Origin of the sequence: Peribacillus sp. NPDC101480 (assembly GCF_050277335.1) — a bacterium.
Taxonomy (GTDB): domain Bacteria; phylum Bacillota; class Bacilli; order Bacillales; family DSM-1321; genus Peribacillus.
Map to the genome: position 1 here is coordinate 37,935 of NZ_JBNNSB010000013.1, position 19,184 is coordinate 57,118.

Here is a 19,184-nt window from a genome sequence, read left to right on the forward strand (position 1 = left end):
AAATGAGTAGCCTGCGTAAAAGGAAAGTGGCAAAAATAGAAAATCCCTACGTCGCTCAACAAGAGAAAAAAGTACAAACCGTAGAAAAAAAGAAGCGTGGTCTAATGCGTAGATTAACTCTTTACTCAGTTTTCGCCGCTGTCTTTTTGATTTTTGCCGTTTCCACCCTCATAACGCAAAATGTTGCACTGGATGAGAAAGTACAACAGAAGGAAGAATTGAAGGGAAAGTTAGCTGAATTGAAAAAAGACGAGACCCTTCTTAAAGAAGAAATCGTAAAGCTTAATGACGACGACTATATAGCGAAAATAGCCAGACGGGATTATTTCTTATCTGAAAAAGGCGAAATCATATTTACCCTTCCAAAAGGGAAGGAAGATAGTGACTAATATTGACACTGTTTTTTTACTTTCGTTATAATATAGAGTGAAGAGATTTTTTAACATTTCTAAGGAGGAACATTTTTTTTATGTCAATCGAAGTAGGCAGCAAGTTACAAGGTAAAGTAACAGGCATAACTAATTTTGGTGCATTTGTAGAGCTACCTCAAGGTTCAACCGGTCTTGTCCATATCAGTGAAGTGGCTGATAACTATGTCAAGGATATCAATGATCATTTAAAAGTGGGCGATACAGTTGAGGTGAAAGTCATCAATGTTAAAGATGGCAAGATTGGCTTGTCCATAAAAAAAGCGATAGACCGTCCTGAAGCTGAGCAAAAACCTGCATACACACCACGTCCGCGCCAAGGAAGAGGGAATGACAGCCGTTCCAAAGACTTCCGCTCGAAAGGTAATGGTTTCCAACCGAAGGAAAACTTTGAGCAAAAAATGGCTAAATTCTTAAAAGATAGCGAAGACCGCTTAACGACCCTTAAACGTAGCACCGAAACGAAACGGGGAGGTCGAGGAGGAAGACGCGGATAAAACTGCTGCTGAAAATAATAGTTTAGCAACTTTTCCTGTGAAATTATTCATAGTGTAGATAAAGGCAAGCTTGCCGGCTTGTCTTCTTTTAATTATCAACAACATAAAAAAAGCGCCTCTTTACACTTACTGAGATAGGTGTAAAGAGGCGCTTTTGTATTTGATGACCCGTACGGGATTCGAACCCGTGTTACCGCCGTGAAAGGGCGGTGTCTTAACCGCTTGACCAACGGGCCATTATTTTCATGAAAAAAGATAGCGGCAGAGGGGATCGAACCCCCGACCTCACGGGTATGAACCGTACGCTCTAGCCAGCTGAGCTACGCCGCCATAATGATAAGTGCTACTGAAGCACAAGTTATATCTTACATTCGTGAAGAATAAATGTCAACAAAAAAAATAAAGTTTGTCGGTTTCCATTTCCTGATTATTTATTCGTGTTATTTTCCGCAAAAATAACCTAAAAACTTTGCTTTTCTTCAAAAAAAAAAGAACACCCGTTTCTGTATTGGAAAAAAAGGCACAAAAACCTGTATACAAATGATTGTTCAAGAAGAATTTCGTCGAACGTTTTTCTTATCCGCTTATAAAATTCTGACAAAAAAATAAACAAGCCCTCTATATAATAAAAATCACTAATACGAATGGGGTGTTGAAATGGAAAAAGTAGAAAGACCTATGATGGAACCTCTTGGTGATGTTCAGTTAAAAGAAGCGAAGGCAGGGGCCATCAATTGGATCCAACAACTGCAAATGAAGACGGAAGACATATTCATAAAAAAAGGTATCTCTTTAGCAATTATTGGTTTTTTATTAGGACGGGCATTAATTCTTTCACAGCTGGCACCATTTGGACTTCCGTTTTTCGCAGCCGTGTTTCTCATGAGACGTGACAGGGCACCACTTGCTTTATTCGGATTGATTGCAGGTGGGCTGACCGTTCACTATTCTAATAGTTTAGTCATCTTTGCATCGGCGTTTCTGCTCCTGTTATTTCATAAGATCAAGAAGCCCGCCGTGGAAGGACAATTCAAGACGATGTCGATGTACGTTTTTGCTTCACTATTCCTGGTCAACCTGGCCGAGCAATATCTGGTATTCCGAACGATTCAGCTGTACGACTTAATGATGATAGGAGTAGAGGCGGGACTCGCAATGATCTTAACCTTAATCTTCATACAGTCCATCCCGCTGCTGACCATTCGGACAAAGTCCCAATCATTAAAGACGGAGGAAATCGTCAGCATCATCATCCTGCTGGCTTCGGTGATGACCGGAACCATAGGCTGGATGATATACGATTTATCACTCGACCATATATTCTCGCGATACTTGGTCCTCCTCTTCGGGCTGGCGGGAGGGGCCGCCATAGGCTCCACTGTAGGTGTAGTTACTGGATTGATATTCAGCCTGGCAAGTATTGCTAGTCTCTATCAAATGAGCCTTCTCGCTTTTTCCGGGCTTCTGGGCGGTCTGTTGAAGGAGGGAAGGAAGATAGGGGTTGCCGCGGGCCTCATGATTGCTACGTTACTGATAGGTTTATATGGTGAGGGCACCGGCAATATTATGGTGACCCTCTATGAATCAATTATAGCTGTGGCCCTATTTATATTGACACCGTCATCCATAATCAACAAAATAGCGAAACATATACCAGGAACAGTCGAGAATTCTGATGAACAGCAGCAGTATGCCCGGAAAGTGAGGGATGTCACCGCTCAAAGGGTGGAGCAATTCTCACATGTATTTGAGGCGCTCTCAAATAGCTTTTCCCAAGTGGATGAAAGGGGGAGATTGGAGGAAGATGAGAAAGAATTCGACTACTTCTTAAGTAATGTAACGGAAAAGACGTGCCAGCTTTGTTTTAAAAAGGAACAGTGCTGGTCCAAGAACTTTAATACAACCTATGACGGCATGCAGGAAATTATGCTTCAATTAAGTGAAAATAATGGTCAGCTTCCCCAAAAGACTTCGAAGGAATGGGGGAAATATTGTAGCCGCGGCCCTCAGGTCATTGGGGCGATATCACAGGAGCTTACTTATTTTGAAGCCAACCAAAAATTAAAAAGGCAGGTGAAGGAAAGCCGGAAGCTAGTTGCGGATCAATTGCGGGGAGTTTCGGCAGTAATGGATGATTTTGCGAAAGAAATTCAAAGGGAAAGGAAGAATCATCATGTACATGAAGAATCCATTTTGGAAGCCATCCAGGATTTTGGACTGCACATAGGGTATGTAGAAATATACAGTCTAGAACAAGGGAATGTTGATATAGAAATGAGTGTCCCATACTGCCAGGGCAGAGGGGAATGTGAAAAATTGATTGCACCTATGCTTTCTGACATTTTAGGGGAAACGATAGTCGTTCATTCAGAAGAGTGTGCAACGTATCCAAACGGGCAATGTGAGGTGATATTTAGGTCAGCAAAAAAATTCACGGTCGAAACGGGTGTTGCTCATGCTGCCAAGGGGGGAGGGCTTGTATCAGGAGATAGTCATACGACCATGGAAATTGGCTGCGGCAAATTCGCAATAGCCATTAGTGATGGAATGGGAAATGGGGAAAGGGCCCATTTTGAAAGTACAGAGACATTGAAGCTGCTTCAAAAATTTTTACAATCGGGAATTGAAGAAAAAATAGCCATTAAATCCGTAAACTCCGTATTATCTCTACGCACTACCGATGAAATATTTTCGACTCTTGATTTGGCAATGATTGATCTTCAGGACGCAAAGGCTAAGTTTTTAAAAATCTGTTCAATACCGAGTTTCATTAAAAGGGGGGATAGGATAATAAAAATTGAATCAAGTAACCTCCCTATGGGAATCATCCAGGATTTCGATGTTGATGTTGTATCAGAAGAGCTCAAGGCAGGGGACATACTAATCATGATGAGCGATGGAGTGTTCGATGGCCCCTCACATGTTGAAAATATCGAGTTCTGGCTTAAACGGAAAATCAAGGAAATGGAAACAGACGATCCGCAGGAAATCTCTGATTTAATATTGGAAGAGGTCATCCGAACAAAAGGGATCATAGATGATGACATGACAGTGGTAACATCGAAAATCAAGCATAACACACCGAAATGGGCATCCATTCCCGTTTCTCCAAAACGCAAAAAGGCCCAGTAGGCCGTTTATATATATAATAAATAAAACAAAAAAATGAGGTGGTGAAATGGAAGAAGGTTAAAAGGTAAGGAGACTTTTCAATCACTCCACTCCATGATGTGACTTGATGCGATGTCTTAGCGTATAAATTCCCCCTTTTTAGTCAATTATGGTAACAAATTGATAGGAAGGGAGAGCAAATCATGAAAGCAGGAACATTAAAACAGATTTTGCTTATAACTGACGGATGTTCAAATCATGGTGAGGAGCCGTCTGCCATGGCTGAATTAGCAAGGAAGCAAGGCATAACAATCAATGTCATAGGTGTCATGGAAAATGATGTTATAGATGAAAAGGGTCTTAAGGAGATCGAGAAGATTGCTGGTTCAGGAGGTGGCGTAAGTCAAATAGTCTATTCCCAGCAGTTGTCACAAACCGTCCAAATGGTGACACAAAAGGCAATGACTCAAACTATACAGGGAGTTATCAATCGCGAACTTCAACAAATACTTGGAGATTCAAAAACGATGGAGGATCTTCCGCCGGATAAACGAGGAGAAGTGATGGAGGTGGTCGATGAGCTTGGGGAAACGAGCAAGCTCGAAGTACTGATTCTTGTTGATACCAGTGCAAGCATGAAACATAAACTGCCTACAGTAAAAGATTCCTTATTAGATCTTTCCCTTAGCATGAATGCAAGAATGGGTGACAGCAGTTTTTCCGTATTCGTATTTCCTGGGAAAAGAAATGATGTTGAAAAGTTGCTGGATTGGACCCCGAACCTTGAAGCCCTGACGGCAACTTTTCCAAAGCTTAGTACAGGGGGACTCACTCCGACAGGTCCAGCCATTCGTGAAGCTTTAACATATTTCAATAAAAAACGTTCATTGAGGGGATTGTTATCACATGATGATGAACAATACTTTGAGGAATCAATGTAAACTCCTGCCTGGCAGTTTGGTCACTGGAAAATGGAATAAGAACCAGTACAAAATAATTAAGGAATTGGGGTGTGGAGCGAACGGGATCGTCTATTTGGTTGAAAGCAAAAATCGTCATTATGCTTTAAAGCTCAGTGATAATGGGACGTCCATTATTTCGGAGATGAATATCCTAAAATCCTTTTCAAAGGTCCAGGGGTCTACCCTTGGACCTTCCTTTTTGGAAGCGGATGATTTCATGAAAACAGGAAAGCAGCTCCCTTTTTATGTCATGGAATATATCCACGGACACGATTTTTTGCGTTTCATCGATAAGAAAGGGTCATCATGGATTGGAGTCTTAATGCTTCAGCTTTTAACCAGCTTGTCTGCCTTGCATACCAATGGCTGGGTGTTCGGCGATTTAAAACCTGAGAATTTGATCGTGACTTCACCAGCCTATAAGGTGAGGTGCGTGGATGTAGGCGGAACCACCTTAATTGGGCGATCTGTTAAAGAATTCACCGAGTTCTTTGACAGGGGTTACTGGGGTCTTGGATCAAGAAAGGCAGATCCGCAATATGACTTGTTCGCTGTGGCGATGATTATAATCAATTCGGCCTATCCTGGACGTTTCCACAAGCAAGGGGAGGGGTATAGACAGCTTAACGACTTGATTAAGCAGAAAAAGGAATTGCACCCATATAGAAAGATGTTGGATAAAGCACTTCACGGGCAGTATGATTCTGCCCTCCAAATGCGGGAGGATTTGGTCACGGTGCTAAGTAAGCAAAATCACTCGAAGAAAAAGGGTCCGACCAAGGCAGCTACCGGCCAGTCACAAACAATTCAACCTGCAACGAGACAAGCAAGAAGGTCCCAAAACCATTCAAAAAAGAAAAGTGGCGGTTTTTTTGAAACTTTTTTGTTGGTTGCCATCATTTCGATGCTCTATGTTCTTTACATATATGAACAGTTGTTATGATATAGTTATTAGGTGAAATGCCATGGAATAATTGAAACCATTTCATGATTGAATCGTATAAAACTAATGCCTGTTCATAAAGAAGGAAGATTGTATGTTAAAGGAAAAAGTTCTGAGCACCATTTATAGAAACGAATTGATTAAGGAGAACTCGAAGTTGCTAATAGGCGTTTCCGGAGGGCCGGATTCATTGGTGCTTCTCCATATCCTTAAGGAAATTCAATCTCTTTTTCATTACGAGATGATTGTTGCGAGTGTTGACCATATGTTTCGTGGTGAAGAATCCTATGAGGATTATAAATATGTCGAGCATATATGTGAACGGTGGGGCATTACATTTGAGGGAAAAAGGATCGATGTTCCAGCCCGGATGAAACAGACGGGGGAAAGTTCACAAATAACGTCAAGAAAGCTGCGTTTTGCCTTTTATGAAGAAATGATGGATAAGCACCAAGCCTCCACTCTTGTCCTGGGGCATCATGGAGATGATCAAATCGAAACGATGCTCATGCGTTTAACAAGAGGGGCGACAGGGAAGGCAAGGGCAGGTATTCCTATAAAGAGACGTTTCCATACCGGAAATCTGATCAGGCCTTTTCTTGAAATCACGAAAAGCCAAATAATCGAATATGCGGGCCTTCATGATATCGAACCAAGATTTGATCCGAGCAATGAAACCGGTGTCTATGCTAGAAATCGTTTTAGACATGAAGTCCTTCCGTTTTTAAAGAAAGAAAATGGCAAGGTTCATGAGCATTTTCAACGATTCAGTGAAGAGCTTTATGAAGATGAAGAGTTTTTTTTGAACCTGGTTTCAAGCAAAATGTCCGATGTTTGGATCACACAGGATAAAGATCAAGCGGTTATTCAGATTGATAAGGTTCTCGCGATGCCTAAACCTTTACAAAGAAGGGCGATTCAACTAATATTAAACTATCTTTATTTGGAGAGACCTTCATCGCTTTCGGCATTACATATTGACCAACTTTTAGTTTTGTTTTTGAATCCTCAACCATCTGCAGAATTGCATCTTCCGGAGGGCCTTATTGCGGAAAAATCATATCAAACTTGCACGTTTAGGTTTTTCCGGCAAAAAAGCCAAAAATATTCCTATAAATTACAAATTCCCGGTGAGACTATTCTTCCGAATGGATATAAGATTAAAGCGCACTATATAAAAGAAGAAATTCCGGTACTTAGAGGAAATCATTCTTTTATACTTCCCGAATCAGCTGTTCAGCTTCCTCTTACAGTCCGAAACAGGAATGAAGGCGAGCGGATGGCCGTCAAGGGATTAGGTGGAACTAAAAAGTTAAAGGATATTTTTATTAATGAAAAGATCCCGATGCTAGAAAGAAATGTGTGGCCGGTCATCATCGATCAAACGGGAACGGTCATTTGGCTGCCTGGTTTAAAGAAATCGAATGTTGAGCCGGATATAATTTCTGATGAAAAATCTTTAATCTACTTAGAATATAAAAAAGCTTAATTCTTCATGGGGGGCAATTAATTACAATGACCATGCAAAACGACATTGAAAAGGTTTTAATAACAGAGGAAGAACTTCAAAAGAAAATCAGGGAATTGGGTGCGCAGATTGAAGCTGATTACCAAGGTAAGTTCCCGTTGGCCATCGGAGTGCTGAAAGGCGCCATGCCATTTATGTCAGATTTACTGAAACGCGTTGATACACATCTTGAAATGGACTTTATGGATGTTTCAAGCTATGGTAACTCCACTGTATCTTCCGGTGAAGTGAAAATCATCAAGGATCTTGATACATCAGTTGAGGGCCGGGATATTTTAATCATCGAAGATATTATCGACAGCGGTTTGACTCTTAGCTATCTTGCGGAACTTTTCCGTTATCGAAAAGCAAAATCAATTAAAATCGTTACCTTATTGGATAAACCAACAGGCAGGAAAGCGGATATCACTCCGGACTATGCCGGGTTCATCGTACCGGATGCATTTGTTGTCGGATATGGTCTTGATTTTGCGGAAAAGTATCGTAATCTCCCGTATATTGGCATATTGAAGCCTGAAATTTACTCGAATTAATCGTACCTGTTTGAAAGAGAAGACCAGATAAAAACAGCGGTGTTAAATTATTGTAATTCATTAATTTTGTATGATAGTATTTACTATAGTTTGTTTACCCGTGGGAGGAGGTAAGGGATGAATCGGATCTTCCGTAATACCATATTTTATTTACTGATCTTTTTGGTCATCATTGGGATTGTAAGCATTTTTAATAATAACAATGAACCAAACGTAAAATTGACCCAAGATGAATTCTATAAGCATTTGGAGAGTGGGGACGTTACATCACTTACGATGCAGCCCGAAAGCAGTGTATTTGAAATCACAGGAAAGCTCAAAGGTTATGAGGAAAACAAATTCTTTGTGACGTACGTGCCTTTCAGTGAGTATTCGCAAAGCCGGATCAATGACGCTGTAACCAAGCTGGATAAAGACATCATCACTGTCGAACCTCCAGAAAAGACAAGTGGCTGGGTGACATTTTTCACTTCCATCATTCCATTTGTAATCATTTTTATCCTCTTCTTCTTTTTACTTAACCAAGCTCAAGGCGGCGGCGGTGGCCGCGTCATGAACTTCGGGAAAAGTAAGGCGAAATTGTATAATGATGATAAGAAAAAAGTGCGCTTCAATGATGTTGCCGGAGCGGACGAAGAAAAGCAGGAACTTGTCGAGGTCGTCGAATTCTTGAAAGACCCTCGCAAATATGCCGAGCTTGGTGCCCGTATTCCTAAAGGGGTACTTTTAGTTGGGCCTCCTGGTACAGGTAAAACTTTACTGGCACGAGCAGTGGCTGGTGAAGCCGGAACTCCTTTCTTCTCAATCAGTGGTTCTGATTTTGTTGAGATGTTTGTGGGTGTCGGTGCATCCCGTGTTCGTGATTTGTTTGAAAATGCTAAGAAGAATGCACCATGTATCATCTTTATCGATGAAATTGATGCAGTCGGACGTCAACGTGGCGCAGGTCTTGGTGGCGGTCACGATGAACGTGAACAAACATTGAACCAACTCCTGGTGGAGATGGATGGTTTCGGTGGTAATGAAGGAATCATAATCATTGCTGCGACTAACCGTGCTGATGTATTGGATCCGGCATTATTGCGTCCAGGACGTTTTGACCGTCAAATAACGGTAGGCCGACCTGATGTCAAGGGCCGTGAAGAAGTGCTTAAAGTGCATGCACGCAATAAACCTTTAGCAGAAACGGTCGATTTGAAAGCGATCGCTCAGCGTACCCCAGGATTTTCTGGTGCCGATCTTGAAAACTTACTGAATGAAGCGGCTCTTGTAGCTGCCCGTCAAGATAAGAAGAAGATCGACATGTCCGATTTGGATGAAGCTTCGGATCGTGTTATCGCTGGACCTGCCAAGAAAAACCGTGTCATTTCCAAAAAGGAAAGAAATATCGTAGCGTGGCATGAAGCGGGCCATACCATTATTGGATTGGTTCTGGATGATGCCGAGGTCGTTCATAAAGTTACGATTGTCCCTCGTGGTCAAGCTGGCGGTTATGCAGTTATGCTGCCGAAAGAAGATCGTTTCTTCATGACGGAACCTGAGCTTAAAGATAAAATCGTAGGACTATTGGGTGGCCGTGTAGCCGAAGAAGTTACATTCGGAGAAGTGAGCACCGGTGCGCATAACGACTTCCAGCGTGCAACGGGCATAGCTCGGAGCATGGTTATGGAATATGGTATGAGTAAGCTTGGACCGCTTCAATTCGGTAATTCCCAAGGTCAGGTCTTCCTAGGCCGCGATTTCAACAATGATCAAAACTATTCAGATGCAATAGCATATGAAATCGATCTTGAAATTCAACGTATCATCAAGGAAGCTTACGAAAGATGTAAGAAGATACTTACTGAAAATCGTGAAAAACTTGATTTGGTTGCAAAAACCTTGCTTGAAGTGGAAACACTTGATGCTGAACAAATCAAAAGTTTATTCCATAAGGGTAAATTGCCAGAACGTGATTATACTGCACTGAATGGGAATTTAACCACTGATGAGAATGTCAAGGTGAACATCAATAAGAAGAAGGAAGAAAAAGAGGCCCTATTAGATCCATTGGATAAAAGAGGACCTGAGGACCTTGAAATAACGGAGGAAGGTTTGAATACCCCTCCAATCAAAGAAGGTGCACCTCAAGATCAGCCGCTTTCCTTCCCGAACGAAGATGACAATAAAAAGTCTTAAGTTGACTTAATTCAAAAGGGTATTTCCGCCTCGGAAATACCCTTTTCTTAACTTTTATGATAAGGTTTTTTGGGGTACCTTTCGAAAAGTGCGACTAATAGCGTGGGAAATAACAGTGTGTTATGATGTTGGAGAATAATTTACCGGAGTGATGAAACGATGATTTTTGTATTGGATGTTGGGAATACGAATACTGTATTAGGCGTATACGATGAAGATATTTTAAAATATCATTGGCGAATAGAGACTAACCGTCACAAGACAGAAGACGAGTATGGAATGATCATAAAGTCTTTGCTGCAACATGAGGGTCTTTCGTTTGATCAATTTGATGGAATCATTATTTCTTCGGTAGTTCCGCCAATTATGTTTGCGCTTGAACGCATGTGCAAAAAATACTTTGGAATTAAACCGCTAATAGTTGGACCTGGAATAAAAACTGGATTGAATATTAAATACGAAAATCCCCGTGAGGTGGGAGCTGACCGAATCGTTAATGCGGTTGCAGGCATTCAGGAATATGGAAGCCCTCTCATTATCGTGGATTTTGGCACGGCCACGACTTATTGCTACATAAACGAGGATAAACAATACATGGGCGGAGCCATTGCTCCGGGTATAAATATTTCTACGGAAGCACTTTATTCAAAAGCAGCCAAACTTCCAAGAATAGAAATCAGCCGGCCGGAAGGGATTATTGGGAAAAATACGGTGTCCGCGATGCAGGCTGGCATTTTGTATGGATATGTTGGGCAGGTAGAAGGAATCGTTAATCGAATTAAGGTGCAAAGTAATCTAGAACCAACGGTAATAGCGACAGGTGGGTTGGCTACCTTAATTGCCAATGAGTCCACTGTTATTGACGTTGTGGAGCCATTTTTGACCTTAAAGGGGCTGCAGTTGATTTATAAACGTAATCGTGAGCAAGTGAAGAAGTAATACAAAGCTTGAAAGGAGCAAAATAAATGAAGGATTATCTAATAAAGGCGTTAGGCTATGAAGGACAGGTACGGGCCTATGCTGTTTCAACAACAGACACCGTAGGAGAAGCGCAGCGTCGCCATTATACATGGCCTACTGCTTCTGCTGCCCTTGGACGGGCTATGACGGCAGGCGTTATGATGGGCGGAATGTTAAAAGGTGAAGAAAAGCTAACGATTAAAATCGAGGGCGGTGGACCGATTGGTTCCATCCTGGTCGACAGCAATGCAAAGGGAGAAGTCCGCGGATATGTCACTCACCCGCAAACCCACTTTGATTTGAATGAGCAGGGAAAGCTGGATGTAAGGAGAGCGGTGGGTACCGATGGATTGCTGACTGTTATTAAAGACATTGGTCTTCGTGATTACTTTTCGGGGCAAGTACCGCTTGTATCGGGAGAGTTAGGTGAAGATTTCACTTATTACTTTGTTACTTCCGAACAGGTGCCATCATCTGTGGGGGTTGGGGTTCTCGTGAATCCGGATAATTCAATTCTTGCAGCGGGTGGATTTATCATTCAGTTGATGCCGGGTACATCCGAAGATACGATTTCCAAAATCGAAAATCGACTAAGCACAATAACTCCTGTTTCCAAAATGATTCAAAGTGGCATGACTCCTGAAGAAATCCTAATCGAAATTTTAGGTGAGGGCAATGTGAATATACTAGAAAAAATGGATGTCCAATTCTCCTGTCAATGTTCCAGGGAAAGAATTGCGAATGCATTGATTAGCCTAGGGCAAGCTGAGATCCGGGATATCATTGAGACAGACGGACAAGCGGAGGCGCATTGTCATTTTTGTAATCAGACCTACCAATTCTCGAAGGAAGAACTCGAGAAATTAGAGGCAGAAACAAAAAAATAATTTACGGGGGATAAGGGTTTGCCAAAACAAAAGCTTCGGGCGATTATTGCTGGCCTTGCCTTGTTGAACCTATTGACTATCATTATCTTTGTCATAAAACCACTTATCATTTCAAAATCCGTCATTGGGGAAGAAACGGCCGCAAAGGTTGGATCCAAGGATATTTCCCGGGAAGCATGGATTAATGAGCTCGAAAAAAGATATGGGGAAGATGTACTTGAGGAAATGGTCGATAAAGAGGTAGTGAAACAGGCAGCTGAAAAATACAAAGTGAAGACTTCGGATGAAGAGCTTGATCGGGAACTTAAAATGATGAAAACGATGTATGGGACTGCCGGTCAGAACCTTAATAAAAGTAACGATCAACTGAGGCAGGAAATTCAGTCGAGTCTCCTTCTCGAGAAGCTCCTCACCAAGGACGTTTCGGTTTCCGAATCGGCAATGCGGAGTCATTATGATAATAATAAAGATATCTATAGAATTCCTACTGCTTTCCATATTTCCCATATCACCACTTCTACAAAAAAGCAGGCAGACCAAGTCATACGTGAACTGGAGAAAGGTGTCTCCTTTGATGTCTTGGCAATGGAGAAGTCCCTTGATGAATTCACTGCCAATCAAGGAGGCGACATGGGTTATATATCCCAGGATAACGAGCAAGTCTCAAAGGAATACATTGCCGCTGCCGAGAAATTGAAGGTGAAAAAGTGGAGTGATGCAATCCAAACGGAGGATGGCTGGGCCGTTCTCTACCTGCATGAAAGAATAAAGGGCAAGCAGTATGAATATGAAGAAGTTAAAGACAAGATTCACCGCCAAATAGCTCTTGAACAGATTCAGGCACCGGTCTCAGGGAAAATTTTCTGGGACGAATTTGATGTAGAATGGTTTTATGGATTGAAGGAAGAAAAGTAGGTCAATGGTTGTGTGAGAAAATTTAGAATATAGTATTTAATCATTGACAATGAACTATTAAAACTGGTAACTTTAAAATTATAAAACCAATAAACATACTCGGTATTGAAATGATAAGGGAGTGGAGAAAATGGCACGTATAGCTAATTCTGTAATCGATTTAATTGGACAAACACCTATTGTTAAGTTAAACAAGCTTCAAAATGAAAACAGTGCAGATATTTATTTGAAACTTGAGTATTTTAACCCAGGCAGCAGTGTAAAAGACCGTATCGCCCTTGCGATGATCGAAGCGGCAGAAAAAAATGGTACCCTTAAGCCAGGTGATACGATCATTGAACCTACAAGCGGAAATACGGGAATAGGTTTGGCAATGGTAGCTGCGGCAAAGGGCTATAAATCAATTCTTGTTATGCCGGAGACGATGAGCTTGGAACGCCGTAACTTGCTTCGCGCATATGGGGCGGAATTAGTTCTTACTCCTGGGCCTGAAGGAATGAAGGGTGCAATCGCAAAGGCGACTGAGCTGTCTAAAGAAAAAGGTTACTTCATTCCACAGCAATTCGAAAACGAAGCCAACCCTGAAGTACATCGGAACACTACAGGCCCTGAAATCGTTGAAGCCTTTGGAGATGAAGGCCTGGATGCATTCGTTGCCGGAATCGGTACTGGCGGAACCATAACAGGTGCCGGTGAAGTCCTGCGTGAAAAATTCCCTGACATTAAAATTTACGCTGTTGAACCTGCGGACTCTCCAGTATTATCGGGTGGTACTCCAGGACCCCATAAAATCCAAGGAATCGGAGCAGGCTTCGTTCCTAGCATTTTGAATACAGATCTCTATGACGAAATCATTCAAGTAAATACAGAGGAATCGTTTGATTATGCCCGCCGCGCAGCAAAAGAGGAAGGAATCCTTGGCGGTATCTCTTCTGGAGGCGCAATTGCAGCTGCCATTAAAGTGGCTGAAAAACTGGGTAAAGGCAAAAAGGTCCTTGCCATCATACCGAGTAATGGTGAACGCTACCTAAGTACACCATTATATAACTTTGAGTAAGACAGACACTAAATGAGAAGCGAAGTTCCTATGGGGCTTTGCTTTTCTTTTTGTGGCAAAGTATGCAGAAGTATCCCTGATTTTCATGGAGCTTGCACTATACCTATGTAAATGGGTAAACTCGTATATATAGATTTCTTTAGGCGAAGGAGAACGTTGGATGTCATTAGCAGGAGCACCAAAAATAAAATGCGGTTCATTTGAATTGGATTACAGCAAGAAAACCCTAATCATGGGGATTTTGAATGTTACGCCGGACTCCTTTTCGGATGGCGGAAAATATAATCGGATAGATGCTGCTTTGAAGCATGCCGAACGAATGGTTAACGATGGGGCGGATATATTGGATGTAGGCGGTGAGTCAACCCGTCCTAACTACGAGAGGATATCGGATGAAGAGGAAATAGAGAGAGTCGCCCCGATAATTGAGGCGATATCGCGTAATATTGAGGTTCCAATATCGGTCGATACGTATAAATCAAGAGTTGCAGAAGAGGCGGTAAAGGCAGGAGCCCATATATTAAATGATATTTGGGGAGGTAAAGCTGATTCCTTGATGTCAAAGGTTGCAGCGGAATATAAGGTGCCGATTATCTTGATGCATAACAGGGATAATATGGAGTATGGACATTTTGTCCGGGATGTACTTCAAGATTTATTCGAAAGCATCATATTGGTAAAGGATGCGGGAGTCAAGGATGAAAACATCATTCTCGATCCAGGTATTGGATTTGCGAAAGATTTAAAGTTTAATTTGGAAATGATGAGGAATCTTGATAAGCTGGTATCATTAGGTTATCCCGTGCTGCTGGCGACATCGAGAAAGTCCATGATTGGCCATGTTCTGGACCTGCCGCCTAGTGAGAGGATGGAAGGCACTGCCGCTACAATTTGCCATGGAATTCAACAAGGCTGTCAGATGGTTCGTGTACATGATGTGAAGGAAATGGCCCGGGCTGCAAAGATGATGGACGCTCTATTAGGAAAAGGTGAATGAAATGGATAAGATATATGTGAATAAGATGGAGTTTTATGGTTATCATGGAGTTTTTCCGGAAGAAACGAAGCTTGGTCAGCGGTTTAAAGTGGACTTAATCGTTCAGACTGATTTAGCCAAGGCTGGGAAGAGTGACAAGCTTGAAGACTCGATCAACTATGGCGAGTTATATGAAGTGTGTAAAAGTGTTGTTGAGGGAGAACCTTTTAAGTTAGTGGAAGCTGTCGCTGAAAAAATTGCCTCAGAACTACTTAATAAATATTCTTCCATCGAGACTTGCACCGTGAAGGTTTATAAACCAGATCCCCCGATAGCAGGCCACTATGAGTCTGTTGCTATAGAGATTGTAAGGGGACGCTGATTGTGATAAATACTGCTTACCTTTCAATAGGGTCGAACTTAGGGGATCGCCTTGAAACATTCCAAAGAGCTTTCCAATTATTGTCTGAGAATCCGCATATCAAGATGTTGGCCTGCTCTTCTTTATATGAAACAGACCCGATAGGATATGAAGACCAGGACTGTTTTTTAAATGCTGTTCTTAAAGTGGAAACCGATTTAGAACCCGAAGACTTACTTAACGCGTGTATGAAAATCGAACAAGATCTAGGAAGAAAAAGGGAAATTAGGTGGGGTCCCCGGACTATAGACCTTGACATTTTGTTATATAATCAAGAAAATATTGAGACAGAGATTCTTTCAGTCCCGCACCCTCGTATGCATGAGAGGGCTTTTGTTATCGTGCCTTTAATGGAAGTGGACCCTGATATATCACTTCCGCAAATGGATGCACCTTTGAGCGACCTGCTTGAACAGATTTCGGATAAAGAAGGAGTTCGATTATGGAAGGTGAAAAATGGGGAAGGCGTATTCGCGCTTTTCGAAAGTTAAAGGGTTATACCCAGGAAGGGTTTGCGAGGGAAATAGGTGTTTCCGTTTCCTTGCTGGGAGAAGTTGAACGAGGGAACCGCAACCCTTCAGAAGCATTTTTACTGGAAGTGGCGGAAATTCTTCATGTTTCCATTGAGGAGCTTCAGCCACCTGAGGATAAATGAAAGAATGTTATAGGAGGTCAACGTGTTAAAAATAGGCGATATAGAAATGAAGAATCCAGTAGTGCTGGCACCGATGGCGGGAGTCTGCAACTCGGCATTCCGCTTGACCGTCAAGGAATTTGGTGCTGGTCTTGTTTGTGCGGAGATGGTCAGTGATAAAGGAATCGTTTTACAAAATGCTAGAACGATGAATATGCTTTATATAGATGAAAGAGAAAAGCCGTTAAGCTTGCAAATCTTTGGCGGTGAAAAGAAATCTTTGGTCGAAGCTGCACAATTTGTAGATAAAAATACAAATGCTGATATCATTGATATCAATATGGGCTGCCCTGTTCCTAAAATCACTAAATGTGATGCGGGTGCGAAGTGGCTTCTCGATCCAAATAAAATTTATGAGATGGTTTCAGCGGTGGTTGATGCCGTTGAAAAGCCGGTAACGGTTAAAATGCGCATTGGCTGGGATGATGAGCATGTTTTTGCGATTCAGAATGCTCAGGCTGTTGAACGCGCAGGCGGAAAAGCCGTTTCTATGCATGGCAGGACACGAGTTCAAATGTATGAAGGAAAAGCTAACTGGGACATCATCCGTGAAGTGAAGAAGTCGATTAATATTCCCCTTATCGGTAACGGTGATGTGGAAACTCCACAGGATGCGGAAAGAATGCTGAAGGAAACGGGTGTTGATGGAGTCATGATCGGCCGTGCAGCCCTAGGTAACCCGTGGATGATTTACAGGACTGTAAAATATCTAGAAACCGGTCAACTTATGGATGAACCTTCAGTTCGTGAAAAGATGGACGTTTGCGTGCTTCATATGGATCGACTGATTGCGTTGAAAAATGAAAATGTAGCAGTTCGTGAAATGCGTAAGCATGCTTCTTGGTATTTAAAGGGTGTTAAAGGGAATGCTCAGGCTCGCAAAGGAATTAATATTTGTGAAACAAGGGAAGATGTTGTAAATCTTCTTTATGGACTTGTTGATGATATTGAAGCGAAGCAACAAAATATCCAAATGGTCTGATGTTTGACATTACCTTCCTATTTTCCTATAATACGCTTATCTTAACTGCCAGTAATCCTGGCAGTTTTTATATGTATATAAACAATGTTTTAAGATAAAAAGCTGTTGAATTCCTTTACTTTATGTAAGAATAAATATGTATGCAAAAGAATTTTTGATTAATTATATAAGGCATTTATTAATAAAGATGGAGATGATTTTCGTGAGTCATGAAGAATTGAATGACCAACTGCAGGTAAGGCGCGATAAAATGCAGGCCATGATTGATAATGGACAAGACCCTTTCGGGAGCAGATTCGAACGCACACATAACACTCAGGAGATAATCAGTGCTTATGGTGGATTAGAAAAGGAAGAGCTTGAAGAAAAAGAAATTGAAGTTACGATTGCTGGCCGTGTCATGACGAAGCGCGGAAAAGGGAAAGCGGGATTTGCCCATATCCAGGATATTAGCGGCCAAATCCAAATCTATGTCCGTTTGGATAACATAGGGGAAGATTCTTACCAAATTTTCAACCAAACAGATCTTGGTGATCTCGTTGGGGTAACTGGCGTTATCTTCAAAACGAAAGTCGGGGAACTTTCCATTAAAGCTAAAGAGTATGTGTTCCTTGCTAAGGCGCTTCGCCCGTTACCTGATAAATTTCATGGCTTGAAGGACGTTGAAGAACGCTATCGTAAACGTTATGTCGATTTAATTACAAATGAGGAAAGTAAAAATACGTTGATCATGCGCAGTCGTATTGTACAAGCCATGAGACGGTATTTGGACGATCATGGATACCTTGAAGTGGAGACGCCGCTATTGCACTCTGTTGCTGGTGGAGCTGCTGCACGCCCTTTCCTTACTCACCATAATGCCTTGGATATGCCTTTGAATTTAAGGATCGCCATTGAACTGCACCTAAAACGCTTAATTGTCGGCGGATTGGAGAAAGTTTATGAAATTGGCCGGGTTTTCAGAAATGAAGGAGTGTCCACAAGGCACAATCCTGAATTCACATTGATCGAATTGTACGAAGCTTATGCGGATTACCAAGATATCATGAGCTTAACGGAAAACCTGATTGCCCATATAGCTCAAGAAGTTCTTGGGACGACGACCATCCAGTATGGGGAGTATGAGATTGAGTTGAAACCGGAATGGAAACGACTTCACATGGTTGACGCTGTAAAAGAATATACTGGTGTGGACTTCTGGACTGAAATGAGTAAAGAAGAAGCCCAGCAGCTTGCTAAAGAAAATGGGATTGAAGTTAAGGAATCCATGGAGTTCGGCCATATCGTAAATGAATTCTTTGAACAAAAGGTCGAAGATAAGTTAATTCAACCTACATTCATCTACGGGCATCCAGTGGAAATCTCTCCTTTAGCAAAGAAAAATCCGGAAGATTCCCGTTTCACAGATCGTTTTGAGTTATTCATTGTAGGTAGGGAGCACGCAAATGCCTTCACTGAACTTAATGATCCCATTGATCAACGTCAACGCTTTGAAGCTCAATTGAAAGAACGAGAGCAAGGTAATGATGAAGCTCATGAAATGGATGAAGATTTCTTGGAGGCATTAGAATACGGAATGCCGCCGACAGGCGGACTGGGAATTGGTGTTGACCGTTTGGTTATGCTATTGACCAATTCTCCTTCTATACGTGACGTCCTGTTATTCCCTTTAATGAGACATCGCTAATATAAGCAAAAATGAGTTATGATTGCAGGGCCGAATTCGGATGGCCGGGATCATGGGCGTAGCTCTTGATCCTGGTAAGTCCAATTCGGTTTTTGTTTTTTAATTATAATTTCATGTCTTTCAATACAGTGGATTCTAGGGTTTATAAGAAAAACAACATTATCTCAAAAAAACTTTATAAAAGGTATTGCGCAGTTAACGTAATGGTGTTATATTTATATCTGTCGTTACGAACGAGTTGCAAACAGATTACAAACTTTAAAAAGTTTTAAAAAAGTTGTTGACTTGCAGTAATGAAAATGTTATTATAAATAAGCTGTCCCGAAAGACATTGCTCTTTGAAAACTGAACAAAACAAAGCGCCAACGTTAAATTTTAAGTGAGCACACACTATCAAAAAAGCAAATGAGCAAGTCAAACATTTC

18 protein-coding genes and 2 tRNA genes are annotated in these 19,184 nt (G+C 41.7%); 18 read left to right on the top strand and 2 right to left on the bottom strand.

Annotated features, from left to right (window positions below):
* The first annotated feature begins 2 nt into the window (after positions 1-2).
* Together ACQKMF_RS25450 and ACQKMF_RS25455 are read left to right on the top strand one after the other, a co-directional pair.
* The gene (locus ACQKMF_RS25450; RefSeq protein WP_101225919.1) at positions 3-389 is read left to right on the top strand and encodes an FtsB family cell division protein; all 387 of its coding nucleotides are present in this window, start codon (positions 3-5) and stop codon (positions 387-389) included.
* An 80-nt stretch (positions 390-469) separates the two neighbouring features.
* Positions 470-925 carry a S1 domain-containing RNA-binding protein gene (locus tag ACQKMF_RS25455; RefSeq protein WP_101225920.1) on the top strand — a complete coding sequence of 152 codons (456 nt, stop codon included), beginning with the start codon at positions 470-472 and terminating at the stop codon, positions 923-925.
* Between the two features lie 164 nt (positions 926-1,089).
* Here the strand turns inward: ACQKMF_RS25455 and ACQKMF_RS25460 are convergent.
* Together ACQKMF_RS25460 and ACQKMF_RS25465 are read right to left on the bottom strand one after the other, a co-directional pair.
* A tRNA-Glu gene (locus ACQKMF_RS25460) sits at positions 1,090-1,161 on the bottom strand.
* Positions 1,162-1,181: 20 nt separating this feature from the next.
* Positions 1,182-1,255, bottom strand: a tRNA-Met gene (locus tag ACQKMF_RS25465).
* Between the two features lie 327 nt (positions 1,256-1,582).
* On the opposite strand from ACQKMF_RS25465, the gene spoIIE reads away from it, so the two are divergent.
* From spoIIE to lysS, 16 genes are all read left to right on the top strand, one after another.
* Positions 1,583-4,057 (top strand): stage II sporulation protein E, encoded by a 2,475-nt coding sequence (spoIIE, locus tag ACQKMF_RS25470; protein WP_101225921.1) that lies wholly within the window; start codon positions 1,583-1,585, stop codon positions 4,055-4,057.
* Between the two features lie 182 nt (positions 4,058-4,239).
* A complete protein-coding gene (locus ACQKMF_RS25475) occupies positions 4,240-4,977 on the top strand; it encodes a VWA domain-containing protein (RefSeq protein ID WP_101225922.1) in 738 nt (245 codons plus the stop codon).
* Complete coding sequence (locus ACQKMF_RS25480; RefSeq protein WP_311735959.1) at positions 4,943-5,941, top strand: protein kinase domain-containing protein; 999 nt, start codon at positions 4,943-4,945, stop codon at positions 5,939-5,941. The genes ACQKMF_RS25475 and ACQKMF_RS25480 overlap by 35 nt, the downstream gene beginning before the upstream one ends.
* Before the next feature lie 94 nt (positions 5,942-6,035).
* Entirely contained in the window at positions 6,036-7,430 is a 1,395-nt protein-coding gene (tilS, locus tag ACQKMF_RS25485; RefSeq protein ID WP_427575521.1) for a tRNA lysidine(34) synthetase TilS, read from the top strand.
* A 32-nt stretch (positions 7,431-7,462) separates the two neighbouring features.
* Positions 7,463-8,002 carry a hypoxanthine phosphoribosyltransferase gene (hpt, locus tag ACQKMF_RS25490; protein WP_101225937.1) on the top strand — a complete coding sequence of 180 codons (540 nt, stop codon included), beginning with the start codon at positions 7,463-7,465 and terminating at the stop codon, positions 8,000-8,002.
* A 117-nt stretch (positions 8,003-8,119) separates the two neighbouring features.
* Positions 8,120-10,180 carry an ATP-dependent zinc metalloprotease FtsH gene (gene ftsH, locus ACQKMF_RS25495; protein WP_101225924.1) on the top strand — a complete coding sequence of 687 codons (2,061 nt, stop codon included), beginning with the start codon at positions 8,120-8,122 and terminating at the stop codon, positions 10,178-10,180.
* A gap of 159 nt (positions 10,181-10,339) precedes the next feature.
* Positions 10,340-11,119, top strand: coding sequence for a type III pantothenate kinase (locus ACQKMF_RS25500; RefSeq protein WP_427575523.1), 780 nt, complete (start codon positions 10,340-10,342; stop codon positions 11,117-11,119).
* A 26-nt stretch (positions 11,120-11,145) separates the two neighbouring features.
* Complete coding sequence (gene hslO / locus ACQKMF_RS25505; RefSeq protein ID WP_101225926.1) at positions 11,146-12,027, top strand: Hsp33 family molecular chaperone HslO; 882 nt, start codon at positions 11,146-11,148, stop codon at positions 12,025-12,027.
* A gap of 18 nt (positions 12,028-12,045) precedes the next feature.
* The gene (locus ACQKMF_RS25510; RefSeq protein WP_230178769.1) at positions 12,046-12,942 is read left to right on the top strand and encodes a peptidyl-prolyl cis-trans isomerase; all 897 of its coding nucleotides are present in this window, start codon (positions 12,046-12,048) and stop codon (positions 12,940-12,942) included.
* Between the two features lie 130 nt (positions 12,943-13,072).
* Positions 13,073-13,999 (top strand): cysteine synthase A, encoded by a 927-nt coding sequence (gene cysK / locus ACQKMF_RS25515; RefSeq protein WP_427575525.1) that lies wholly within the window; start codon positions 13,073-13,075, stop codon positions 13,997-13,999.
* Between the two features lie 160 nt (positions 14,000-14,159).
* Positions 14,160-14,996 (top strand): dihydropteroate synthase, encoded by an 837-nt coding sequence (folP, locus tag ACQKMF_RS25520; RefSeq protein WP_230178771.1) that lies wholly within the window; start codon positions 14,160-14,162, stop codon positions 14,994-14,996.
* Position 14,997: 1 nt separating this feature from the next.
* Positions 14,998-15,357 carry a dihydroneopterin aldolase gene (gene folB / locus ACQKMF_RS25525; protein WP_101225929.1) on the top strand — a complete coding sequence of 120 codons (360 nt, stop codon included), beginning with the start codon at positions 14,998-15,000 and terminating at the stop codon, positions 15,355-15,357.
* A gap of 2 nt (positions 15,358-15,359) precedes the next feature.
* On the top strand, positions 15,360-15,887 hold the full coding sequence (folK, locus tag ACQKMF_RS25530; RefSeq protein ID WP_427575528.1) for a 2-amino-4-hydroxy-6-hydroxymethyldihydropteridine diphosphokinase: 528 nt from the start codon (positions 15,360-15,362) through the stop codon (positions 15,885-15,887).
* Positions 15,839-16,051: a helix-turn-helix domain-containing protein gene (locus ACQKMF_RS25535; protein ID WP_289323312.1), complete on the top strand. Its 213-nt coding sequence runs from the start codon at positions 15,839-15,841 to the stop codon at positions 16,049-16,051. Before folK ends, ACQKMF_RS25535 begins: the two co-directional genes overlap by 49 nt.
* 22 nt (positions 16,052-16,073) lie before the next feature.
* Positions 16,074-17,072 (top strand): tRNA dihydrouridine synthase DusB, encoded by a 999-nt coding sequence (gene dusB / locus ACQKMF_RS25540; protein WP_427575530.1) that lies wholly within the window; start codon positions 16,074-16,076, stop codon positions 17,070-17,072.
* Between the two features lie 187 nt (positions 17,073-17,259).
* Positions 17,260-18,759: a lysine--tRNA ligase gene (gene lysS / locus ACQKMF_RS25545; protein ID WP_202190663.1), complete on the top strand. Its 1,500-nt coding sequence runs from the start codon at positions 17,260-17,262 to the stop codon at positions 18,757-18,759.
* Positions 18,760-19,184: the final 425 nt, after the last annotated feature.